Below are 19,863 nucleotides of genomic sequence, written 5' to 3' on the forward strand. Positions count from 1 at the left end.
CCAGCAGGCGAAGAGGGGCAGCACCAGGCCGCCCCCCGATCCTGATGCCGGTGCCTTTACCCGATGGCCGGAGCGCCGCGGTCGGTGAGCAGCGCGTTCAGGTCCGCCTGGTCGAGGGTGGGCACGCCCAGTTCGCGCGCCTTGTCCAGCTTGCCGCCGCCGTCCTCGCCCGCGATCAGGAAGCTGGTCTTCTTCGTGACGCTGCCGCTCACCCGGCCCCCGTGCAGTTGCAGGTGCGCCTTGATGGCGTCGCGCGGCACGCTGAGCGTCCCGGTGATCACGAAGGTCAACCCGGCCAATTGCTCACCCGCCTGCACGTCCTCGCCCGGGGTGGGCCGGACACCGGCCGCCTCCAGCCGCGCGATGAAGGCACGCATGTCCGGGTCGGCCAGCCCGGAGACGATGCTCCCGGCCGTCTGGCGCCCCACGTCGGGAATCCGCGCCAGATCCTCGACCGAGGCCGACTGGAGGGCGCTGAGGCTCCCGTATACCCGGGCCACGCGGGTGCTGGTCCCCTCGCCCACAAAGGGCAGGCCCAGCGCCCGGATGAAGCGCCAGAGTTCCCGGGTCTTGCTCGCCTCGATCTCGTCCACCAGCTTCTCGGCGTTCTTGCGGCCCACCCGGCGCACGCCACCCGTGGTGGTCTCGCCCATCTCCAAGGATTCGATCTGCTCGGCGGTCAGCGCGTACAGGTCCGCAGGGTCTTTCACCAGGCCCGCGTCCACGAGCTGCTCGACCAGCCGCTCGCCGAAGCCCTTGATGTCCAGCACGTCGCGGGAGGCGAAGTACCGCACCCGCAGCGTCGCCTTCGCCGGGCAGGCCGGGTTGGTGCAGAACGTCCCCGCCGCCCCCTCGTGCCGGACGGCCTCGTGGGCACAGACCGGGCAGTGGGTGGGGAAGACGAAGGGCAGGAGGCCCTGCGGGCGCTGGTCCAGCACCACGCTCAGCACCTCGGGGATGATGCCGCCCGACTTGTGGACCCGCACCGTGTCGCCCACCCGCAGGTCCAGTCCACGGATGAAGTCCTCGTTGTGCAGGGTCGCCCGGCTGACCGTGCTGCCCTCGAGCTGGACGGGCCGCAGCTCGGCCACGGGGGTGAGCTTCCCGGTGCGGCCCGTCTGGACGGTGATGGCCTCCACCACCGTCTCCGCCACGTCCGCCGGGAACTTGTAGGCGACGGCCCACTTCGGTGCGCGGCTGGTGTATCCCGCTTCGTCCTGAAGGTGCAGGTCGTCGAGCTTGATCACGCTGCCGTCCGCGTCGAAGGGGAGCGCTGCGCGCCCCGCGGTCATCTCGGCGTGGTAGGCCGCCGCCGCCTCGCTGCCCACGACCCGGCGCGAATACGGGCTGGTGGTGAAGCCCTGGACCTTCAGCCATTCCAGGATGTCCCACTGGGCCCGAACCGGGACGTGGTCGCGCTTCCCTAGGGCGTAGAAGATCACGCTGAGGTTCCGGCGGCGGGTCTCTTCGGGGTCCTTTTGCCGCAGGGCACCCGCCGCACCGTTGCGGGGGTTCTTGAGCAGCGGGCGACCCTCTTCCTCTGCCCGGGTGTTGTAGGCGAGGAAGGCCTCCTTGCTCATGTACACCTCGCCGCGCACCTCCAGTTCCCCCTTCAGCCCGGGCAGTTCGGTGGGGATGCCAGGGATGCCCAGGACGTTCGCGGTGACCTTTTCTCCTACCTCACCGTCGCCGCGGGTGGCGGCCCACTGAAGCACGCCGTCCACGTAGTAGAGGTTCACGCTCAGGCCGTCGATCTTGAGTTCGCAGGTGTACGCGAAGTGCTGCCCCCGGGGGGTAAGGTTCAGCGCGCGGGCCACCCGTTCGTCGAATCCGGCGAGCTCGGCGTCGGAAAAAGCGTTGTCGAGGCTGGTCATGGGCGTGGGATGGCGGACCTTCTCGAACAGCGTGCTGGGACGGCCCCCCACCGTCTGGGCCGGGGAGTCCGGGACCGCGAGGTCCGGGTGCTGCGCTTCGAGGTCACGCAACTCGCGCACCAGGGCGTCGTACTCGAAGTCGGGGATGGAGGGCGCGTCCTCTTCGTAGTAGGCGCGGTTGTGCCGGGCGACCTCGGCGGTGAGCTGGGCATGGCGCTGGGCGGGGGTCTGCGTCTGGGTCATGGCTCTCCTGAGGGCGCGGCCCTCATCCTATTCCGTCATGGACGAATTTTCGGCTGGTATTTGGGTATGTGGAGTGGCACCGAGAGGTGTGGACCTCGCTGAGTGGAGAGGGGAGAGCCCTCTCCACCGCTCTGGGGTCAGTCGGCCTGACCTTGCTGGAAGCGCAGCCTCGGGTTCTTGGAACGATGAGGCCGCGCGAGCAGGGTGGGGATGGCTTTCAGTCTGGCTGCCCTCGATGGTTAAGGCGGTGTGACCCCCCGGCCTGCGTCTTCACTCGACCGCTGATGAGTCCGTGCGATCCATCGCTCTGTCAGGCTTGGCCGCGAGAGGGAATCGTCGTGAGATGGCAACCTTCACCCCACCCCAGCGGCCCGCAGAGGGGCGCGACACCTGTACCCCTGGGGGTAGGGGAGAGGTCTTGGGTCCGACCGATGCCAGGAGCAGGGGAGGCAGCTCCGCCCCGCCGTGTCGGTCAACCTGGACGTCTCTGGCTTTCCTGACTCAGTTGGAGCAGCAGGGTGAGGTTCCTGGTGTGGTGGTACCGGTTCAGGGCAGCCAGGTAGCGTGCCCGGTTGGTGTAGATCGGCACCGGCTGGTCGAAGCGCCAGCAGAGCCAGGCCTGCACCAGCCGGGCGAGCCGCCCGTTCCCGTCCCAGTAGGGGTGAATTCGAATCAGTTCGGCGTGCAGCCACGTCGCGTGGTGGAGCACGGCCTGAGCGAGGTCTTCTCCCGCCTGCTGCCGCTCCTCCAGACTTGGGAGCCTCTCGCGGTGCTGCTCCAGAAGGGCGGCCATCTCGCGGGGGATCAGGCGCGGGGCCGTGCCGAGGAACGAGCCGAAGGTGATCTCCGCCTGGCGGTAGTGACCGGGCTGCATCCCTTCGATTCCGGCACACAGGGTGACATGCCAGGCGTGCAACGCCGCCTCACTCAACACAGATGGCGGTGAGGCAGCCACCTGCCGGGTCACGGAAAGGAGCGCCTGCTGGAGGCGCTCCTGTTCCTGCGGGGTGAAGGGCCGTCCGTCACTCCCGGTGTGACCCACGGCCTTCGTCCTCCCGCTCGGTAAGCCGGGCGAGTTGTTCGGGGGTGGTGTCCAGCCCCTCCAGTCGCAAGCTGCTGGCGACGTGGCGGTAGACCTCGGCCTGCCGCTCCTCCGTGAGGTGGAGGCGTGAAGTGGCGGGCAAGGGTTCGGGCAGCCGGGTCATGGTCTCTCCAGTGTACCTGCCAGCCGCTTTGTGGGGCAGCCGACTGGCCACTCACAGCGCGAGCCAGCAACTGGCAGCTCAGTGTGAACTCGCGCGCCCACTCCGGCGGCCTTCCGTAATGGTGTGAGTTCTTCCTGACGCGGGCCTTCCAAGCATGCGCCCAGGTTATGAGGTTCAAAAACTGTCCTCCTCGACATCAAGCAGGAACACGGTGGGATACCCCTCGGCCTGAGCGGCATCCTGAAGAGCATCAATCCAGTGGAGGATGCCGCTGAGCGCTTCCAACCGGATGGACAACATCTCTTTCTCCTCGGTTCTTCCGTACGTCACGGCTGCGTCGCATCGCCTCTCCAGGTCGTCGATCACGAGGACGAGTTGGAGCTTTTGCTGGCCCAGCAACGCCCAATCGGTACGGGTGAGCACTTCACCAACGTCAGTTCGTGTCATCGGTCTCCCTCTCCAGAAGCTGAATGCTCACACGGCGGACTGAGAAGGGGTGCCGGGCGACAGCACCGCACCCCCGGGTCCTCCAGAAAGCCGGGGGAACGGTGTTAGTCCGCTGCCTCCCGCTGCCCAAGCAGCTCGGCATACACGGGATTGACGATGTGCGAGCTGGCGTCCAGGAACACGCCCGTCACGTCCAGCCTGCACTCCAGGATCACCCGCCACAGGATGTTCAGCGCGTGCTGGGCGAGCAGGGCATTCAGGAAGAGGTCCTGGCGCTTCAGGCTCTCCAGGGCGCTGCACGAGGGCTGCTCGTCCTCTGCGAGGCGGGTGTTGGTCAACTCCGGGTACAGCTCGCTGGCGATGGGCAGCCGTCCGGTCCTCCGGGAGCGCCAGTTGCGCAGGTTGCTGGGCTCGCCCAGGACCACCTGCCCACCGAAACGTCCGTCCGGGAAGCGGGCGTTGCCGATGTCCAGCCAGAAGCGCGTGCGGGCGCAGGGACCGCTGGTGATCATGCGGCGGATTTCCGCGCGGCCCCGGCGCGAGTCCACGCACCCAATCACCAGGTCGAAATTGGGAATGCCCGGCCCCTCGGCGAAGGTTTTGGGCACCGCCCGCCAGTGCAGGCCGTGGGCGCGGTTGATGCGGCTGATCAGCACCTCGCACTTGTGCTGTCCCACGTCGCCCGGGTAGAAGCGCTGGCGCACGACGTTGTGCGCCTCCACGGTGTCGGGGTCGTAAGCGACGACCGTGAGCCCCTGCCCGCCCAGCGCCTGGACAGCGTGGTGCAGGTGGGTCAGGCCACTGAGGACGTGGCTGCCGGTGCCGCCGCAGCCGACTACGGCGACGGTCATGGGGCGTTTCAGCGGGCGCAGGTAGCGGCGGGTCATTGCAGGGCCTCCCCCAGGGTGCGGCCTGCGGGCACCAGCCAGGCCGGGTCGAAGGCGCCCGCGCGCTCGGCGGCGAGCCACAGTTCCGCGTGGCTGCCGCCGAAAGTGGTGATCTTGCGGGTGCCTGCGGCGTTGTGCGTGAAGTTGGACCCGAAAAAGGCGCGCTCCCACTCGCCTACGCGGCCAGCGTCCACCTGCTCGGGGTAGGGGGTGGTGCCCCGGCACACCCCGTGCCCCTGGAAGATGTTGAAGTAGGGCGCGCACATCAGCGGGGTGTCGGGACCCGGGCGGGCGTTCTCGGCGAGCGCGTACACGGTCAGGCTGCCTCGCCGGGCGATGAACAGCAGCGGAGGTTGCGGGAAGACCTGACCGCTGAGTTCGTTCACGGCCTTGTCGGTGTGGCTGAGGAAGAACATCGCCCGGTTCTGCGCCGGGGTCCACCAAGCGACCGCGAGGGCACTGACCGCCACGGCGTGCTGAGGGACGAACTGGAGCGCGGTGGCGCCCAGGCTGTCGAGCAGCTCCTTCACGTCGCCGGAGGTTAAGGGGTGCGCCTCCGCGACGTGGAACTCCTGTCCCTGACGGTAGGCGGGGTGAAACTCGGCGATGGTCTGGCCGGACTGCCCGTCGCGGTAGACCAGGATGGCGGCGTGGGGCTGGTAGTCGCGTCCGGCGTCGATCTGGATGTCCACGTGCATGGAAAACCTCCTTGACGATTGATCCCGGCGCCCCGGCAGGGGTGCGACGACTGCGGGTAGGAGGTGGCGTTCCCTCTCTGGCATCCGCACCGCCCGCTTCCTCGCGCACACGACTGCGCCCCCGTCTGCGTCTGTCACCGTGAGACCCTGCGTGGTCGACATGCGACGCACGCCAACGGGGGCCGGGTTGGTTGAGCGGGCGGGCACGCGGCCTGCCCAGACGTGGGGGAGAGGACGTCATACCTCAGGTCGTCGGGCGTTTCGAGCTGCCGAGTTCCAGCAGCTCGGCGCCGGTGAGGGGGGGAAACTGTTTGTCGCCGCGCGGGTTGTGCAGCTCGGGGTGGGCGAGGTAGTAGGCGTAGCAGGCATCCCAGCCCTGGGAAATCGGGGAGGCATACCGCTCGCGGTGGTCGCCGTTCAGGATGTAGAAGCCCTGCATCTCGCCCCACACGAGAGCCGTAGAGTCGCTGCCGTAAATGGAAGTGTCCACGGCGTTGTAGCTGATGTAGAAGTCGTCGCCCTCGGTGATTCGGTTGGGGATGGGCAGGATCATGTCGTTCTCCCTGGGGGTGAGAGCCCAATGGGGGCGAGGTGGGAGCGAGGGGTACCTCCGGCGCCGCGCGGCTTCCCACCGGAGGTGGTCTCGATTCCGCCCAGGCCCTCACCCGGTCACCGCCTCCTTGTGAATGTGAGCCCCTCCGCCACTGCCTGACCCCGTTAGGTGCTGGGCAGTTCCTCCCAGCCGCAGCCCAGGACGCGCCAGGCCTGGCCGTCCGGTGTGACCACCACGTCCCCCACGCACATGGAGTGCGCGCTCTGCGCCCGGGCACGCACCCGTGGGTCGCGCAACCAGCCGTCCTCAGTGAAGTGCTGGCAGATCACGAAGACCGCCTCGGGCTCCGGCACGTCGAGGGTGGCGACCAACCGGTACGCCTCGGGGAAGGGCGGGAACCCGGCCCTCCAGTGGGTGAGGGCCTGGAGCTGGAATTCCTTTGTACGCGGCTGCCAGACCTGCACCGGAAGCATCTCCGCGCGCACCTGGTCATTGAGCCGCTCAATCGGGGAGTCCCCGTCGGCGGGCGCCTCGATGGAGCCGGAGGCGAGGACCGCTCCTTCCTCCTCGGTGATGCGCCAGGCGACACGGCCGTCCGCCGACGGCTGGTGGTCCATCTGGAGGATGCGGCGTTCGAAGCCGTCCTGGTAGGTGGTAAGGTGCCGCCGGGCCGCGTCTTCTTCCCGAAGAATGGTCAGCATGCCCTCCTCCTGCCGCGTCAGCGGCGACGCCCGGCGGGAGTGGGGCCCGGCATCAGAGTTCCTGAAGCAGGTCGAGCAGCGCCTCGGTGTGGCGGAAGAGGGTCTGGGCGTGTCTGGCGTAGGTGTTGAAGACCCCCAGCCCTCCCTGGTCCACGTTCACCCGTAAGGCCGGGCCAAGGTCAACGGTTTCCAGAAACTCGTTGGCGAACTCCAGGCACAAGCCGTCGTCTCCGTCGTAAAAGGCGATCACGTGGGGGCAGGGCCGCTGCTGCTGTGTGTACCCGGCCGGGATGCGCCGGTCGAGGCGCACCAGTGCCACGAGCTGCTCGGCGATGCGGCGGTGCAGCGGCGTGGCGGCCTGGCGCTCCAGGGCAGGGAGGGAGAGCAACTTGCTTCCCAGGTCGAGGCGAAGCTGCCGCGCCACCGTCCAGGGATCGAGCATGTCGTGCATCTCGGCCCAGGCCTGCACGTCCCGGTCGGTCAGGTCCTGCTCCGGCACCTGCTGGTCTACCCCGCACTGGCGCCGGAAGCTCTCGAAGTCGCCCCACCCCCGGGTGTAGTGGTGCCAGGCGTCGTAGGGGGTCCAGACCGACAGGCCCTGCGAGCTGGCGGTGCTGAGGTAGGCCATGACCGTTTGCAGCCACAGCGGGTCGGTGACGTTCAGGAACTCGGCCGAGAGGCCACGGTACTCGATCACCGGCTGGTAGCTCACCTCCAGCGTGGCCGGGTGGTGTCCGAGGGGGTGACCCGCGACCTCCAGGCGGATCGTGGGAACGGCCGTTTCCGGAAACCGGGCGCGCAGGCCGCTTTTCAGGGCACGTCCGGCAAACACTGGCAGCGTCTCGCCCGGCTCGGGCCGCCCCGGCAGCAGCCGGTGGCGCGCGAGGTGCTCGAACACGCCCACGTGCTGGGGGACGGTGCCGCTGCGGAGGTGGGACCTCGCGCCGTGGATGTTCACGGCAGCAGTTCCGCGTCGTCCGGATGCGGAACGTGCAGCGCCGGGCCCACGTGCTTCAGCCCGGCGACTGCCTGGGCGAGCGTGCGGTGCTCGGGCGAGCGTTCGCCCTCCAGGATCTTGGCCCCCGCGTCCTTGGGGTCCTGGGGGGCGGTGCGCAGCCATTTGATCAGCTCCTGCTTGTTCATGGGGGCCTCCGTGTCAGTTGGGTGAGGACCGACTGCGCGGCGCGTTGGACGCGCGGCGCGACGGCCGCGTAGTCCAGCAGCCGCCGGGCGGCGGCCACGTCTTGCAGATGGACCACCCAGTGCGGCGCGAATTCGGTGTTCATGCCCCGGTCGCCCAGGTCGTCCAGGGCGTGTTCGACCTGGCAGGGCACGTGGCGCTGCCCGGGCCGCCCCGGCGCGGAGACGAACAGCGCGGCGGCGAACCCACTCACCGTGGCGCTCTCGAAGGGGCCGTCCTCCCCAGCTTTCCAGTCGTCCCACTCGGGCGTCGGCACCTGCCGCGAGACCTCGTGCAGGGCCGTCAGGGCGCGAACCACCCGTCGCAGGTGGGGATGCCCGGCGGCCAGCCGCGTGAGGCTTTCCAGACCCAGTGGGTCGTCGGTCAGGTAGGGTGCCAGGGCCTCGGCCATGACGGTCGGGGTCGTGACGCCCTCTTCGGCCAGGGCCGCCTCCAGGGTGGGCAGGTCTTCGGCCAGGGTGCCGTACTCCTCGGCCAGTTGCCACAGCCCCTTCTCGCGTCCCGAGGTGGTGGTCGCGTCGATCTCGGGGAAGGTGTACTCCAGCGCGAACTGCGGGGTGAAGACCGGGTAGACCCCCGCCGCCCCCTCGCACAGGTGGGACAGCACGCTGCCGAGCGTTCCCTCCGGCAGTCCCTCGTACAGCGCGGGCAGGTGGTCGATGTGAGGGATGTTCATGCCCTGGGTGTGGCGCACGAACCCCACGGTTAGGGCGCAGGTGCGCCGAGTCACCTCGTACACCCGGCACGCGCAGTCCAGCTCGCCCAGTGGCGCGAGCAGCGGGGTCAGGACCTCGCGGACCGCCCACACGCTGGGGTGGTCGCCGGACAGGGGAGGGGAGGCCAGGGGTACGCCTGCCCGGATCAGGTGATCGTATCCGGCGGGCGGCGGCGAGCCTGGCGGCTGGTACAGGTGGTACCGGGCTCCATGAAGCTGCATGGTCTTCCTCCAGCTCGCCGCCAGGCGGGCGACTCCCGGTCATGCGCCGCGCAGGTCGGCCAGGATCGCCCGCAGGTGCCGCGCCAGTTCCGGGCCGTGGCGCAGGTAGGTGGCAGCGGCGAGGCGGTGTTCGGGGCGGTGCAGGTCCCAGGCGTGCAGGGGCCGGGCGCCCGCCTCGTTCATCTGTGCCTGAAGGCTGTCGAAGGCGTGCTCGACCCAGCCCACGTCATCGCTGCCCGCTGGGGTCGTCGTGAGCAGGACTACCACGGGATCCTCGCCGTCCAGGCTGTAGGGCGCGCTCATGGAGTCCGGCCAGTCGTCCTGGCGCACGACCTGAATCCCTGCCGCGACAGCCCCCGCCTGCTGAAGCCGCCGCACCACGGCCAGCGCGCGCCCGGGCAACTCCGAGGCCTGCGCCGCGAGCTGCTTCAGGGTCGCGGGGACCGAGAGAAACGGGCCGAATTCGCGCAGGAGGGTGCGGGGAGTCGGGCGACCCTGGGCCTCCAGCGCCGTCTGGAGGGCGTCCGCGTCATCACCCTCAATGCCGTACCACTCCGCCAGGCCCTTGACGATCTCCTGCTGCTCACCCGGCACGGTGAAGTTGCCGTACATGCCCAGCAGGTGGTCCCCAGCGTCGAAGGGGGAGATCATCGGCATGACAGGCCTCGCCACCGTGTGCAGATGCGGCAGCAGACCGGCCACGAAGGTCTGGCCCCAGAGGTGCGCCGCCCCCGCCAGGGAAAGGGTCTCATGCTTCTCGTCGTCCAGGTTCACGTACGCGATCAGGTCTTGTTGATCGGCGTAGACCCCGAAATGACAAGGCAGCTTGAGGTGGCGCAGGGGAGCCAGCAAGGCCTCCTCGACGTAGGCCCGGGGCGTCTCGTCCGGCTCGGGGTCGCGCCCGGGCGTGAAGTCCGCTTCCAAGCAGAGCTGGGCGAACTCCACCAGCGGAGGGCCGTGGACCCCGCTACGCAGTCGGGCCGGGGCGGCGTGAATTCGCATCACTTCCCTCCGAGGGCATGAAGGGCTTTCAGCCAGGTTCGGACGCCCTCTTGCAGGGCTGGGACCCACGTGAGGTAAGCGTCAAGACGTTCCAAGTCGGGCTCGCCCTGAAGCACGAAGGTGCGCAGTGGGTACTCTTCGCCGCCGTGGTACTGGAGCTCCCCGTGCATCTCGCGGGTGAAGCTCAGCCGCTGCTGGTCGCGGGTCGGGAAGGGGTCCACCAGCAGGCTCTCGCGGTAGTACGGCCACAGCCCCTCGGGGGAGACACAGCACTCCGCGTTGGAATACTCGGGCAGGGCCTCTGCCTGCCGTTCGAGCACCTCCAAGTCCGCCACGAGCGCCCGCACCCTGGGGGGCAGGGTCAGCCCGGGCAGCACCGATTCCGGGCGCCACAGCTTGAAGCCGGGCACGCGGCGTTCCACCTGGCTGGGCAGGCGGACGCCCGCCCGCCGCGCGAGGTCCAGCGCCGCTTCCACGGGAAGGTGCGGCTCGGCGTCCCACATGCCGAGGTCGGTGATTAGGTCTGCGTAGTCCTCGTCACTCTCTGCCCCGTGGAGATGGTGTTCGGAGTAAAAGCCCAGTGCCTCGACGGGCGTGAACAGCGGCAGGACCTGACGGCTGGCGTGGGCCGCGCGGCTCAGCAGTTCGGGCAGCAGCAGGCGGTGAAGTTTCCCCAGCGCGCGTCGTGCGCCCCCCAGGTGCATCGCGGTGAAGGTCTGTACGGGGACGTAGTGGAACTGTACCCGCATCACCTCCTCGCCTAAGTCGTGGGAGGTATCGACCACCGCCTCCAGGTGGTGGGGCAGGGAGCGCAGCTCGCCGGGCAGGGCACTGAGCACATAGTCCAGCACGGTGCCCGGCGTGCCGGTGAAGTCACGTTCGGCCATCGCCAAGGCGAGCGGGCGCAGGTTCAGGCGGGTGACGGCGGGGGAGAGGGAGGCGAGCAGGGTCGCGGGCGCGGCGTGGAGCAACATGGTCACCTCGCGGTGCGTGAAGGGTGCCGCCCCCGGGGAGGAGGCGGTACCGGGTGGCAGGCCGGGTTCAGCCCTTCGTGCCGACCGCGCGGCGGAAGGTGTACTTGTGGACGTTCCCTTCCACCTCCGGGCCCTCGATGCTGGCGTTCGTCAGGGACGGGGTATTGACGGCCAGCAGCTTGCGCACGTCGTCCGGCGTGCCCGAGGGGTTGGGGTCGTTCATCGGCTGCCCCCCGTTGAGATCGGCGTAAACGAACTTGCGGACCACGACGTTTGCTTCCATAGGTGTTCCTCCTGGGACGTGAAGTCCCGTACTGACGGTGGAGGGGGCATTTCCAGCCCCCTCCGACCCCTGTTACGACCCGAAGAGTGTCGGGGGCGCGTCGTCCAGCGTGGCCGTGACCTGGGTGGGCGGACCCGCCTTCACCGTGCCGTGCCAGGTGAAGGGCTTCTTGTGCTCGGCCTCGACCAGGACCTTGTACATGGCCTCCGGGAGCGGCCCGGCCGGATTCACCGGGTTTCCCGCAGCGTCGAGCACCGTGACAGCCGCCCCGCCCGGGGCATGCACCGCCAGTGCGCCGCCCAGGCTGAAGGCGAGGTCGGCGGTTTTGCCACGTTCGACCTTCACCGTCTGCTTGGTCGCCCTGTAGCCCTCGGCGCTGGCCTCGACGGTGTACCGGCCCGGGGTCAGGTCGTTCTCTCCCACCTGTACCGTGATGCCGTGGCCGCCCAGGGTCGCCTTCAAGCCAGCGCCGGGAACATCCACCGCGATCCTCAACTTGCCCTTGTTGCGGTCGCTGGCCGCCGCCGGTGCGGGACTCGGCGAGGCAGGCTTGGTCGGGGCGGCGGCCTTTGTCTGCACGGCCCTGGCCTGGCTGCGCGCCTGGTCCCGCAGGCCGCCCTGCACGGCCGGGCGGTACTCGCGCAGCGCGTACAGCAGCTCGGCGCTGTCGAACTCCTCCACCGTGCCGGTGAGGGTCAGTTCCGGCAGCGCGGGCAGGTTCAGCGGCTTCACCTGGGCGGTGAGGCGGCCGTCCTCACCGAGGCTCAGTGTGAAGGCCAGGGCGCTGCCCGGGCTCATCAGGCTCGCCAGGTGGCCGAAGACCTCTCCGGTCGGGGTAGGCAACTCGGGGGCGTCCCCGGCCTCCGGCACGCTGGCCGCTTCCCCCACTTCGGTGGGAGTAGTCTCACCGGACTCCTCCTCAACTCCTTCCTCTTCTTCCTCGTCGGGGGCCTCCGGGTCGTCTGCTTCGTCCGCAGGCGCGCTCTGCTCCGGCGCGGGGGACTGAGGTTCGGGGGCAGGGGGCACGGGTTCCGCCACGGCCTCTGGTGCGGCCGGGGGAGGCGCGGCGGGTGCCAGCAGCGCGGGTGCGTCCGGCACTGGTGCGGTGGGGGCCACCGGCGGTTCCTGTACCGGCGACGGCACGATCTCCGCCACCGGGTCGGGCTGGACCGCCGCTGTCGGTGCCGCCTGGGGACCAGGGGTCGGCGCCGGGTCGGACCCCCAGTTCTTGAAGAAGCTTCCGAAACTGCTCTTGCCGACGTTCATCCCGTTGCTCATTTCGACCTCCACCTGCCCCGAGCGCCCCCGGGCGCGACACCTGCAAGGAGGCGTCCCCGCACTCCGAGTGTTTGAGGAGACCGCCCCGCCCCCGTTGCGCGTAGGCGTGACGCCGGGTGACCCGCCGGGGCTGGGGAACACGCTGCCCTCCCCGGGGAGCCAGGCCGCGCTCGGGATGCAGGGCGGTGTGCAGGAGCTGCCGGACCGGCGAGTAGACCAGCAGCAGCGCCTGGCCCTTCCAGGCCACCTGCACCACCTGGCGGTTCTGTCCGTCCTGACGCAGCACCCGGAAGGGAATGGGCGGCGGTTCTCGATCAGGCGGCACAGCCGGAGATACTCCCCGCCGCGCAGGCGCAGGCCGTCATGCTGCAAGGGGGCGGTGGTTGACGTGGGCCAGACGGCACAGCACGTCTTCGTCGAGGGAGGGTTGGGCGAGAACCGAAGGGAACATGGCGAGCCTCCAAGGAGAGTGGGCGCCCACCCCGGCATGGAGGTGGGCAGGGCCCCGCTTAGTGGCGAAAGGCGCGCATCCGCGCGCGGATGACGCCCGCGAGCTGGGTGTGGTCGTGGGCCAGCAGGAGTGTGCCGAAGGTCACCTGCCAGGCCTGCGCGACGCTGCCGTTCGCGGCCTCGCCGATCAGCACGGGCAGAACCCGCACGTCGCGGTGATCTCCGATCAGCCGTCCGCAGGCCGCCATGTCCTCCGCGTCCAGACCGCCGTCGCAGATCACGATGTGCAGGTGCTGCTCGCCCGCCCGGCGTGGACTTTCAAAAGCCCGGCGCATCGCGGGCGCGAGTTCGGTGTATCCGCGCGGGAAGATCGTGCACAGGGCTGAGGTCGCGGCCGCGGGGGACAGCCCGAACGGCACGGGCTCCTCCACCACGTCGTCAAAGGCGATCACCCGCACCGGCACGTCCGCGATCTGCGCGGCGCGGATGCCCATGTGCAGCGCCCGGACCGCGCAGCCCATGCGGCCCTCCTCGTTCATGCTGCCGCTGCGGTCGACGATCCAGGTGACGTGCAACTCGCTGGGCCGCGTGGGCTCCTGACGTTGCCGGAACAACCTGGAGCGGCCCTCGATGTAGCGTGTGAGGTCCAGGTTCCCGCGGGTCTCGTGCGGGCGGGTCCGTCCCGGCCGGGCTCGCTCGCGCAGCACCGACGCCACCAGCCGCGCGGGACCCTCCACATCGCCCACGGTGAGGATGTCGGTCGGGTCGGGGGCCGGATCGGGGGGTGGCCGGTCCCCGGGGTCTCTGCTGCCCTGGCCTCCCGGAGACCGGCCGCCCTCCGGGGTGCCGTCCCCATCGTCGCCCGGCTGCTGCCGGTCCGGGTCGCCCGCGCCGTCTGAGCCGACCAGGCCGCCAAACGGGTCGCGCTCGTCTGCCTGGTCCAGCCCCAGGAGGCCCAGGATGCAGCCCGCGATCCAGGTCACCCGGTCGCTGTCCGGGGCGGTCCAGGCGGCCTGCACGAGCGGCCAGATGTCGGCCCACTCGTCCAGGCGGGCGGGAGCCCACTTGGGGGCGGCGCGGTCGTGCTCGAAGCGCATCGCCAGGCAGCCCTCCAGCGAGTCGAACCTCCACTTCAGGCTGACCTTCTCGGCGAGGGTGTCGCCCAGAAAGTCGAAGGCGGGTGCCAGCTCGGGGTAGCGGGCGGCCATCAGGCGCTCCATGCGCTCGTCCTCCAGCGCGTTCCAGAGCTGCCCCAGCAGCGCGGGCGGCTTGTCGCCGCTGAACTGGACGTGCCCGGCCTCGTGGGCCAGGATGGCCCGGAGCAGCAGCGCGCGGATGCCGTGCTCGTCCCCCGGTGCGTGCCGGATCACGCCGGGGTCGGTGACGGGCAGCAGGTCCGGGTCGAGGTACACCACCTTCGACACCGGGTCGACGGCCGCCGTGCCGCCGCGCCGCGTGATCAGCACCGTGAAGTTGCTCTTGCGGCTGTAGAAGCGAAACAGTTGCCCCGCGAACGTCCGCCAGGACGGTTGTTGCGGCCAGGGGAGGGTGGAGGGTCCGCTCGGTACGATCATCAAAGCTCCTTTCTGACCCTCCCCGGCGCCGCCGCGCGGCGCGACTCCCGCCGGACGGAACCAGCGCGCTCCTACCGTCTGGACATGCAGAAGTTCGCAGGCGAGACGTGGGGGGACGTGGGCTACCGCGCGCTGGGCATCGTGGGACTGGCCGGGGTCGTCTCCCTGTCGGTGGGGGACCTGGTGGTCCTGCTGTCCAACGTCAGGGCCACGGCGGGCGTGCCGCTGTTCATGGTGGTGGTGACCCTGGTGCTGGAGGTGCTGGCCCTGGTGTTCGTGTGGCGCAGCGGGGGACGCGATCTCCGCCCCTCGCCGCACGGTTCTTCGGCAATGCTGGCCGCCCTGCTGGGGGGCGGGGCGGTGGCGCTGGACGTGCTGGGCTTCGGCGTGCCGCTGTACCTGGCGCTGGCTACACGCCTGGTGGGGCTGGTCGGGCTGCTGACGCTGCTCGCGCTGCTGGAACCCAGGGCGATCTGGGAGGGGCCGGAACTGGAAAGCACCTGAAGGGGGACCGCTGGCCGCCGGAACACCCTTCAGTGCTCCGGCGGCCCTCTTCTGCTACACCAGCTTCAGCGCCTGCTCGTTCAGCACGCGCCGCAGGTCCTCCAGCGCGGCGGGCTCCAGCCGACCGAAGTCGTTCCGGGGCACGCAAAAGGGGATCAGGGTCGTCTCGGCCGCCCGCCGGAACGCCTCGTGCCGCTCCCACCCGTCCTCCACCAGGGCCAGGATCGCCTCCAACCAACTGATCACGACCCGGGGATTGGCCTCGCGCTCCAGCAGCCCCGAGCGGCTGACGTGGTTGGCACGGGTGTCCACCTCGGTGCTGTACAGGTGGGCCGCGAGCTGGGGATCACCGGAGAGCCGTTCGTACAGCGCCACCGTGACGCCCGGATCGCCGTACTCCATGTCCAGGTGGAGGTTGAAGCGCCCCAGCAGCGCGGTATCGATGCTCTGCCCAGCCTGGATGTAGCCGTCGCCGAGGTTGGTCGTGGCGATGAGGAGGACGTTCTTCACCGGCGCCCAGACCAGCTCGCCGTTTTTCAGGCGCAGCAGGTAGTAGCGCCCTTCTTCCAGGTGCGGCACGCCCATCAGCCCCGCCTCGTCGGCGCTGACGTGGTCGAGGATGCCCACGGCGCTGGAGAGGTTGATCGGGTCCGCGCGCAGCAACTCGTCGAACAGCAACACCACCGGTCCTTCCTGGGCGCGCAGAAAGGCCTGGGTGAAGGGGCCGTCCACCCACTCGGGTTTGCCCCCGATCATCTGGTAGCCGCCGAGGAAGTCCTGGTCGTCCATGTTCGGGCTGCCCTTGACCACGAAGAGTGGCCGCCCGAGCCGCACGGCGGCGGTTTTGGCCGTCTCGGTCTTCATCACCCCGGTGGGACCGGTGATCAGCACCCGCCCGCCCCGGCGCGCGACCCGCAGCAGCTCGTCCAGCGGCGTGGTCCCGGTGCTCGCCTGGGGCGCGGGGGCGGCTGGGGAGCGTTTGAGGATGGTGAACTCCTCGGGGGGCAGGAACAGGCTGGCCTGCGTGGGCTCGACGTCCAGGTGGTTCATCTCGCCCACGAAGAACAGCGCCTTCATGCTGTAGTAGAGGCTGTCGATCAGGGCCATCATGGCCAGCGTGGCGTCAGAGTCATTGCTCGCCTGGCGCAGGTCGGCCTTGGTGAAGGTCGGCTGGGCGGGCGTGCGCGGGCCGCGCAGGCGGGAGAGTTCGCCTACCAGGAGCCACCAGCGCGTCTCAACTTCCACCAGGGCGGGGTGGCATTTCAGGACCGCCAGCACGACCGTCAGGGCGAACGGGCCGGTGCGGCCAATGCCCCCCTCGAAGGTGATGTGGGTGCCGTGCACCGTCGCGCCCAGCCAGCGGTTCCCACTCTGGCCGTTCCCAGTGGTGGGGTAGCAGATCAGCACGTCCTGCCCGTTGCCCGGCGTGGCCTGGACGTCGCCGGTCAGGACCCCGCAGATGGCGGTGAGCACGCCGAAGCCGACGATGCTCTTCGCCGTGGTGTCCTTGTGCCGCGAGTGCGCGCTGGGGGGAATCTCCTGGTTGTAGGACAGGCTGGGCCACACCGACTGGCTCTTGGTGTGGGTGAACGCGATGGCATTGACGGCTGACCAAAAGTTCTGGGACACGGGGCACCTCCGCCTCCCCGCTGCCCCCCGCGAGGGGGCGACTTCTGCCCGGTACGTCAGTCCTGGTCAGTGCACCAAGGTGATGCGGATGCCTCCAAGGCGCGGCCCGCACGTCGCCCGGGCAACTCAGATCGGTGCCAGGCCGACCCTCACAGCGTAAGGAGGGTCAACGCCGGAAATGCCAGGCGGTAATGCTGTGGGTCCAGCGTGGCCAACCGGTCCGCTTTCTCCTGAGCATGCGCGCCAATCAGAAAGTCCGCCAGGATGCGCCGTGGGACGCCTCCGCCACTCGCCTTCCTCCGCACCGCATACGCCTGGAAGGCCACGCCTGCCGCCTCCCACACCGCCAGGGGGAACGCCTCCTCGAGCGTGATCCCCGTGTCATGCAGGAACTCCTCGATGAACACCGGGGTGTGGGGGGGTGTGCCGAGAAGCTCGCTGTACACCACCGGACTGATCAGGAGCGGACCGCTTCCGCGTGCCCGCTCCAGCAGGTCGATCAATGGAAGGGAATTCGGTTCGGCTTTCAGGATGGCGCTCAGGACGTTCGTGTCAATGGCCGTGCGGGTCACTCCTCCGCCCCGTCGCGCTGCTGGCGATAAAACGTCACGCTGTCCTGCCCGGCCTCGAAGGGCGGGGATCTCCCGACCCAGGCCAGGAACGGACTGACGGGCACAGCCGGACGGAGCAGTTCGCCCTGGACCTCGACCGTATCGCCCTCCTTGAGACCGAGTTGCGCGGTGACTTCCTCGGGGAACACGAGCTGGCCGCCTTTGACGACGCCTTTGATGGTGGTCATACGAGGCCTCCTGAACGAAGTGTAGGGCTGGGAAACCGTCACAGGCGTGCCGCCGGACAGGATCGCCTGGCAGGACAGAGGGAGGGGTGTTGCGGCCGCTGGAGACGACGTATATCAGAGACTCAAGGAGACGGAGCATCCCCGCTCGGTCTCGCCGCCACCCCCTCAGAGGAGGTGGGGAGCCAGCAGAGCCAGCGCCTCAGCAAAGGTAAGAGTGCAGGTCACCTGCTGGCCGCGCACCTGACGCGCCCCCTGCCACACCAGGCCCCGGAGGGTCATCACCTGCCGGGTGATCACGCCGCCGAATGGATCGAGGGTGGCCTGCACCGCCAGCACCAGCTCGGTGTCCTCGTCCCTGGTCAGCAGTTCGAGGGTGCAGCCCTGAGCATCGCGTTCCTCGCCGGTGGCAGGCTGCACGAAGCAGCAGTCGGCACCGTAGTGGGTGGCCAGAACCTGGGAGGCCTGCTCGGCGAGGGCGCGGGTGGCGCAGTGCGCCAGGTGGGTGCCGTGCGGCGTGGAGAGGACGTAGGCGGGAACGGTTGCGGGTTGGGTCATCGAATCCTCCTCTCTCCCGCCGCGCCCCAGGGCGCGACGCCTCACCCACGGCCGGGTACCGGAAGCGGCAGGGGGGTCCGCCGCTCCCAGGGCCACGCGCTCAGGCCGGAGTGTCCTGGCCGCGCTTGAACGTGTCGATGCTGCCGAGTGCGGCCTTGAGGTGCTTATACACCTCGCGCTGGAGGTCCAGGTCCTCGGGCAACTCGTGCCGGAGCTGCTCCATCGCCTGGGCGAGGTGCGCCCCACCGGCGGTGCGCTCGTAGTCCGGCCGCGCCCACTCGGGCAGTTCGGGGGTCGTCACCGGCTCACGCCGCGCCTCGTTCCAGTCCACCCAGGTTTTGGGCAGGTCGTACAGGTAGCGCCCGATGCCAAACTGCACCGCGCAGCGCTTCAGGGCGTCCGAGGCAGCGGCCTTGAGGGTGCCCGCTTCCCCCTCGCCCCCTTCCCCGATGTCCTCGCGGGTCACGCCGAGGACCGTCAGGCGACCCTTGACGGTGGGGGTGGTGTTCGCCACGACCACGATCTCGAAGGACCAGTCGTCCGGGCACACGGCGTCCAGTCGGTCCTGCACGGCGCGGGCGTCCACGTAGGCCACCAGCAGCGCGCGGCCGCGGTCCTTGGTGAAGGCCTGCGGTTTCCAGCCCACCAGGTGGCTGGGAAAGGGAGCCTGGAGCCGCCGCTGGACCTGGGACAGGTGGATGGCGGCAGGGGAGAGGGGCAGGTTGCTGGGCTGGTCGGGCATGGGCGTCCTTTCTGACCTCGCGGGGTCTCCCCTCCTGGGCGGGCGCCCGGCGCCCGCGACGCCCGGCCCGGCCAGAGGGGGACCGCGTCCCTTCCGGCCGGGCAAGGGGGGCTACGCTGCCTGAAGCTGCACGGCGAGGATCTCCTCGCGGACCTGCATCAGCAGCACCCCCAGCCGGTTCAGGCCGTGCCCCCGGTAGACGCCCCAGAAGCGGTCACGCCAGGCATTTTCCTCCACCAGCGCGGCGTCGCCGGTGGCCAGCAGGCGCTCGCGCAGGTCGGGCTGGCGGAACTTCACGCGCAGCATCGCCAGCATCACCTCCTCTTTCAGGTCTTCCCAGCCCGGGCGCAGGGTGAGCCGCTGTCCGGCCCGCCGCGCCTCCGCCGGGGTCGGCAGGGCGGCGATGACGGCCCGCTCGGCGGGGTCCTCCGTCTTGCAGGCCTGAAAGGCGTGTTCGACGGTCGGGTAACGCATGCCCCGCACCCGGATGACGGCGGGCTCGAAGTTGCTCAGAAAGGCGTGCCGACCACGGAACCCTCGTATTTCGGTCATGCCGGACCGTTCCCCTGGCCCCGCCGGGGGGACCCCTGACCCCTGGGCGGGGCCGGGGAGGCGGCTACGGGTGACGCTCACCTCACCTGTTGCTGGAAACTTTAGGGATCCTCCACCGGCATGACCCAGAGGATCCTCAGGCGTCCCGTTCTCTGGCAGGTCGTGCACCAGGTGTGTCCACGGCCGCCTTTCAACCTGCGTCCCGCCATGAGGAGGGGACAGGAGTCTTCACCGACGTTCGTCCAGCGCTTCGAACGCGTGGTAGGGACGGCGGATATGGCGCGCGGCGCGGGCCAGTTGGGCCAGCTCGCGCAGGCGGGCACGGGTGGTCCGCTCGGGGTAGGGACTCTGGATGCTCGGGTCGTCGATGTCCCGGCGGTGCAGGCCGTGCAGCCAGGAGTGCTGCCGCTGGCACCTCACCAGGTACAGCAGATACCGGGCGTGCAGGTACTCCCCACCGCTGAGGTTTCCCCGGCAGGCCGCGACGAAGAGACGGTCTGCGAGGGCCAGGGCCTGGTCGAAATCCATAGGACGAACCTCCTTTGTGGAAGGGGTTAACCCAGTGTTGGGGTATCCAGCTTCGGTGTTCGGCTGCGGGTGGTTCAGCAGCGGGCCACATGCCTCAGCGACAGGAGTACGTTCCCCACCCGCTTGCGGGGGATCTCGCGCAACCGGCCCAGCTCGTCGGGAGCGTACTGATCGGTACGGGTCCGCCTGGGCAGCTACGGCCGCAGGTTGGCGAGGGCGGCCAGACAAGCGAGCGGTTCAAGTTCCT

At 69.7% G+C, this 19,863-nt stretch carries 24 protein-coding genes; 1 reads left to right on the top strand and 23 read right to left on the bottom strand.

Annotation, left to right across the window (positions count from 1 at the left end; translation table 11 throughout):
* Positions 1-56: 56 nt before the first annotated feature.
* The 16 genes from ligA to V3W47_RS08360 all read right to left on the bottom strand — a co-directional run bounded on the left by ligA (position 57) and on the right by V3W47_RS08360 (position 14,307).
* A complete protein-coding gene (gene ligA / locus V3W47_RS08285; RefSeq protein WP_331824729.1) occupies positions 57-2,117 on the bottom strand; it encodes an NAD-dependent DNA ligase LigA in 2,061 nt (686 codons plus the stop codon).
* A gap of 472 nt (positions 2,118-2,589) precedes the next feature.
* Complete coding sequence (locus V3W47_RS08290) at positions 2,590-3,159, bottom strand: Fic family protein (RefSeq protein ID WP_331824730.1); 570 nt, start codon at positions 3,157-3,159, stop codon at positions 2,590-2,592.
* A complete protein-coding gene (locus V3W47_RS08295) occupies positions 3,140-3,322 on the bottom strand; it encodes a hypothetical protein (RefSeq protein ID WP_331824731.1) in 183 nt (60 codons plus the stop codon). Before V3W47_RS08295 ends, V3W47_RS08290 begins: the two co-directional genes overlap by 20 nt.
* Before the next feature lie 174 nt (positions 3,323-3,496).
* Positions 3,497-3,769 carry a hypothetical protein gene (locus V3W47_RS08300; protein WP_331824732.1) on the bottom strand — a complete coding sequence of 91 codons (273 nt, stop codon included), beginning with the start codon at positions 3,767-3,769 and terminating at the stop codon, positions 3,497-3,499.
* A gap of 104 nt (positions 3,770-3,873) precedes the next feature.
* On the bottom strand, positions 3,874-4,656 hold the full coding sequence (locus tag V3W47_RS08305) for a PRTRC system ThiF family protein (RefSeq protein WP_331824733.1): 783 nt from the start codon (positions 4,654-4,656) through the stop codon (positions 3,874-3,876).
* Entirely contained in the window at positions 4,653-5,354 is a 702-nt protein-coding gene (locus V3W47_RS08310; protein ID WP_331824734.1) for a PRTRC system protein B, read from the bottom strand. Before V3W47_RS08310 ends, V3W47_RS08305 begins: the two co-directional genes overlap by 4 nt.
* A 244-nt stretch (positions 5,355-5,598) precedes the next feature.
* Positions 5,599-5,907: a hypothetical protein gene (locus V3W47_RS08315; protein ID WP_331824735.1), complete on the bottom strand. Its 309-nt coding sequence runs from the start codon at positions 5,905-5,907 to the stop codon at positions 5,599-5,601.
* Between the two features lie 164 nt (positions 5,908-6,071).
* On the bottom strand, positions 6,072-6,608 hold the full coding sequence (locus tag V3W47_RS08320) for a hypothetical protein (RefSeq protein ID WP_331824736.1): 537 nt from the start codon (positions 6,606-6,608) through the stop codon (positions 6,072-6,074).
* A gap of 52 nt (positions 6,609-6,660) precedes the next feature.
* Complete coding sequence (locus V3W47_RS08325; protein WP_331824737.1) at positions 6,661-7,566, bottom strand: hypothetical protein; 906 nt, start codon at positions 7,564-7,566, stop codon at positions 6,661-6,663.
* Positions 7,563-7,751 carry a hypothetical protein gene (locus tag V3W47_RS08330; RefSeq protein WP_331824738.1) on the bottom strand — a complete coding sequence of 63 codons (189 nt, stop codon included), beginning with the start codon at positions 7,749-7,751 and terminating at the stop codon, positions 7,563-7,565. The genes V3W47_RS08325 and V3W47_RS08330 overlap by 4 nt, the downstream gene beginning before the upstream one ends.
* Positions 7,748-8,746 (bottom strand): hypothetical protein, encoded by a 999-nt coding sequence (locus V3W47_RS08335; protein ID WP_331824739.1) that lies wholly within the window; start codon positions 8,744-8,746, stop codon positions 7,748-7,750. Before V3W47_RS08335 ends, V3W47_RS08330 begins: the two co-directional genes overlap by 4 nt.
* Before the next feature lie 39 nt (positions 8,747-8,785).
* Complete coding sequence (locus tag V3W47_RS08340; protein ID WP_331824740.1) at positions 8,786-9,748, bottom strand: hypothetical protein; 963 nt, start codon at positions 9,746-9,748, stop codon at positions 8,786-8,788.
* Positions 9,748-10,728 (bottom strand): hypothetical protein, encoded by a 981-nt coding sequence (locus tag V3W47_RS08345; RefSeq protein ID WP_331824741.1) that lies wholly within the window; start codon positions 10,726-10,728, stop codon positions 9,748-9,750. Before V3W47_RS08345 ends, V3W47_RS08340 begins: the two co-directional genes overlap by 1 nt.
* Before the next feature lie 61 nt (positions 10,729-10,789).
* Positions 10,790-11,005, bottom strand: coding sequence for a PRTRC system protein C (locus tag V3W47_RS08350; RefSeq protein WP_034360937.1), 216 nt, complete (start codon positions 11,003-11,005; stop codon positions 10,790-10,792).
* A gap of 72 nt (positions 11,006-11,077) precedes the next feature.
* Complete coding sequence (locus V3W47_RS08355) at positions 11,078-12,283, bottom strand: hypothetical protein (RefSeq protein WP_331824742.1); 1,206 nt, start codon at positions 12,281-12,283, stop codon at positions 11,078-11,080.
* Positions 12,284-12,792: 509 nt separating this feature from the next.
* Positions 12,793-14,307 (bottom strand): vWA domain-containing protein, encoded by a 1,515-nt coding sequence (locus V3W47_RS08360; protein WP_331824743.1) that lies wholly within the window; start codon positions 14,305-14,307, stop codon positions 12,793-12,795.
* Between the two features lie 84 nt (positions 14,308-14,391).
* On the opposite strand from V3W47_RS08360, the gene V3W47_RS08365 reads away from it, so the two are divergent.
* Positions 14,392-14,811 (top strand): hypothetical protein, encoded by a 420-nt coding sequence (locus V3W47_RS08365; protein WP_331824744.1) that lies wholly within the window; start codon positions 14,392-14,394, stop codon positions 14,809-14,811.
* Positions 14,812-14,865: 54 nt separating this feature from the next.
* On the opposite strand, the gene V3W47_RS08370 is transcribed toward V3W47_RS08365, so the two are convergent.
* From V3W47_RS08370 to V3W47_RS08400, 7 genes are all read right to left on the bottom strand, one after another.
* The gene (locus tag V3W47_RS08370; protein WP_331824745.1) at positions 14,866-16,440 is read right to left on the bottom strand and encodes an AAA family ATPase; all 1,575 of its coding nucleotides are present in this window, start codon (positions 16,438-16,440) and stop codon (positions 14,866-14,868) included.
* Positions 16,441-16,589: 149 nt separating this feature from the next.
* Complete coding sequence (locus tag V3W47_RS08375) at positions 16,590-17,012, bottom strand: type II toxin-antitoxin system VapC family toxin (protein ID WP_331824746.1); 423 nt, start codon at positions 17,010-17,012, stop codon at positions 16,590-16,592.
* A complete protein-coding gene (gene mazE / locus V3W47_RS08380) occupies positions 17,009-17,239 on the bottom strand; it encodes a type II toxin-antitoxin system MazE family antitoxin (RefSeq protein WP_331824747.1) in 231 nt (76 codons plus the stop codon). Before mazE ends, V3W47_RS08375 begins: the two co-directional genes overlap by 4 nt.
* Positions 17,240-17,404: 165 nt before the next feature.
* A complete protein-coding gene (locus V3W47_RS08385) occupies positions 17,405-17,794 on the bottom strand; it encodes a hypothetical protein (protein ID WP_331824748.1) in 390 nt (129 codons plus the stop codon).
* Positions 17,795-17,894: 100 nt separating this feature from the next.
* A complete protein-coding gene (locus V3W47_RS08390) occupies positions 17,895-18,494 on the bottom strand; it encodes a Rad52/Rad22 family DNA repair protein (RefSeq protein ID WP_331824857.1) in 600 nt (199 codons plus the stop codon).
* Between the two features lie 153 nt (positions 18,495-18,647).
* Positions 18,648-19,088, bottom strand: a complete 441-nt coding sequence (gene ybiA, locus V3W47_RS08395) for a riboflavin biosynthesis intermediates N-glycosidase (RefSeq protein WP_331824749.1) — start codon at positions 19,086-19,088, stop codon at positions 18,648-18,650.
* A 228-nt stretch (positions 19,089-19,316) separates the two neighbouring features.
* Positions 19,317-19,616 (bottom strand): hypothetical protein, encoded by a 300-nt coding sequence (locus V3W47_RS08400; protein WP_331824750.1) that lies wholly within the window; start codon positions 19,614-19,616, stop codon positions 19,317-19,319.
* Positions 19,617-19,863: the final 247 nt, after the last annotated feature.

Origin of the sequence: Deinococcus sp. YIM 134068 (assembly GCF_036543075.1) — a bacterium.
In the GTDB taxonomy this organism is placed as follows: Bacteria; Deinococcota; Deinococci; order Deinococcales; family Deinococcaceae; genus Deinococcus; species Deinococcus lichenicola.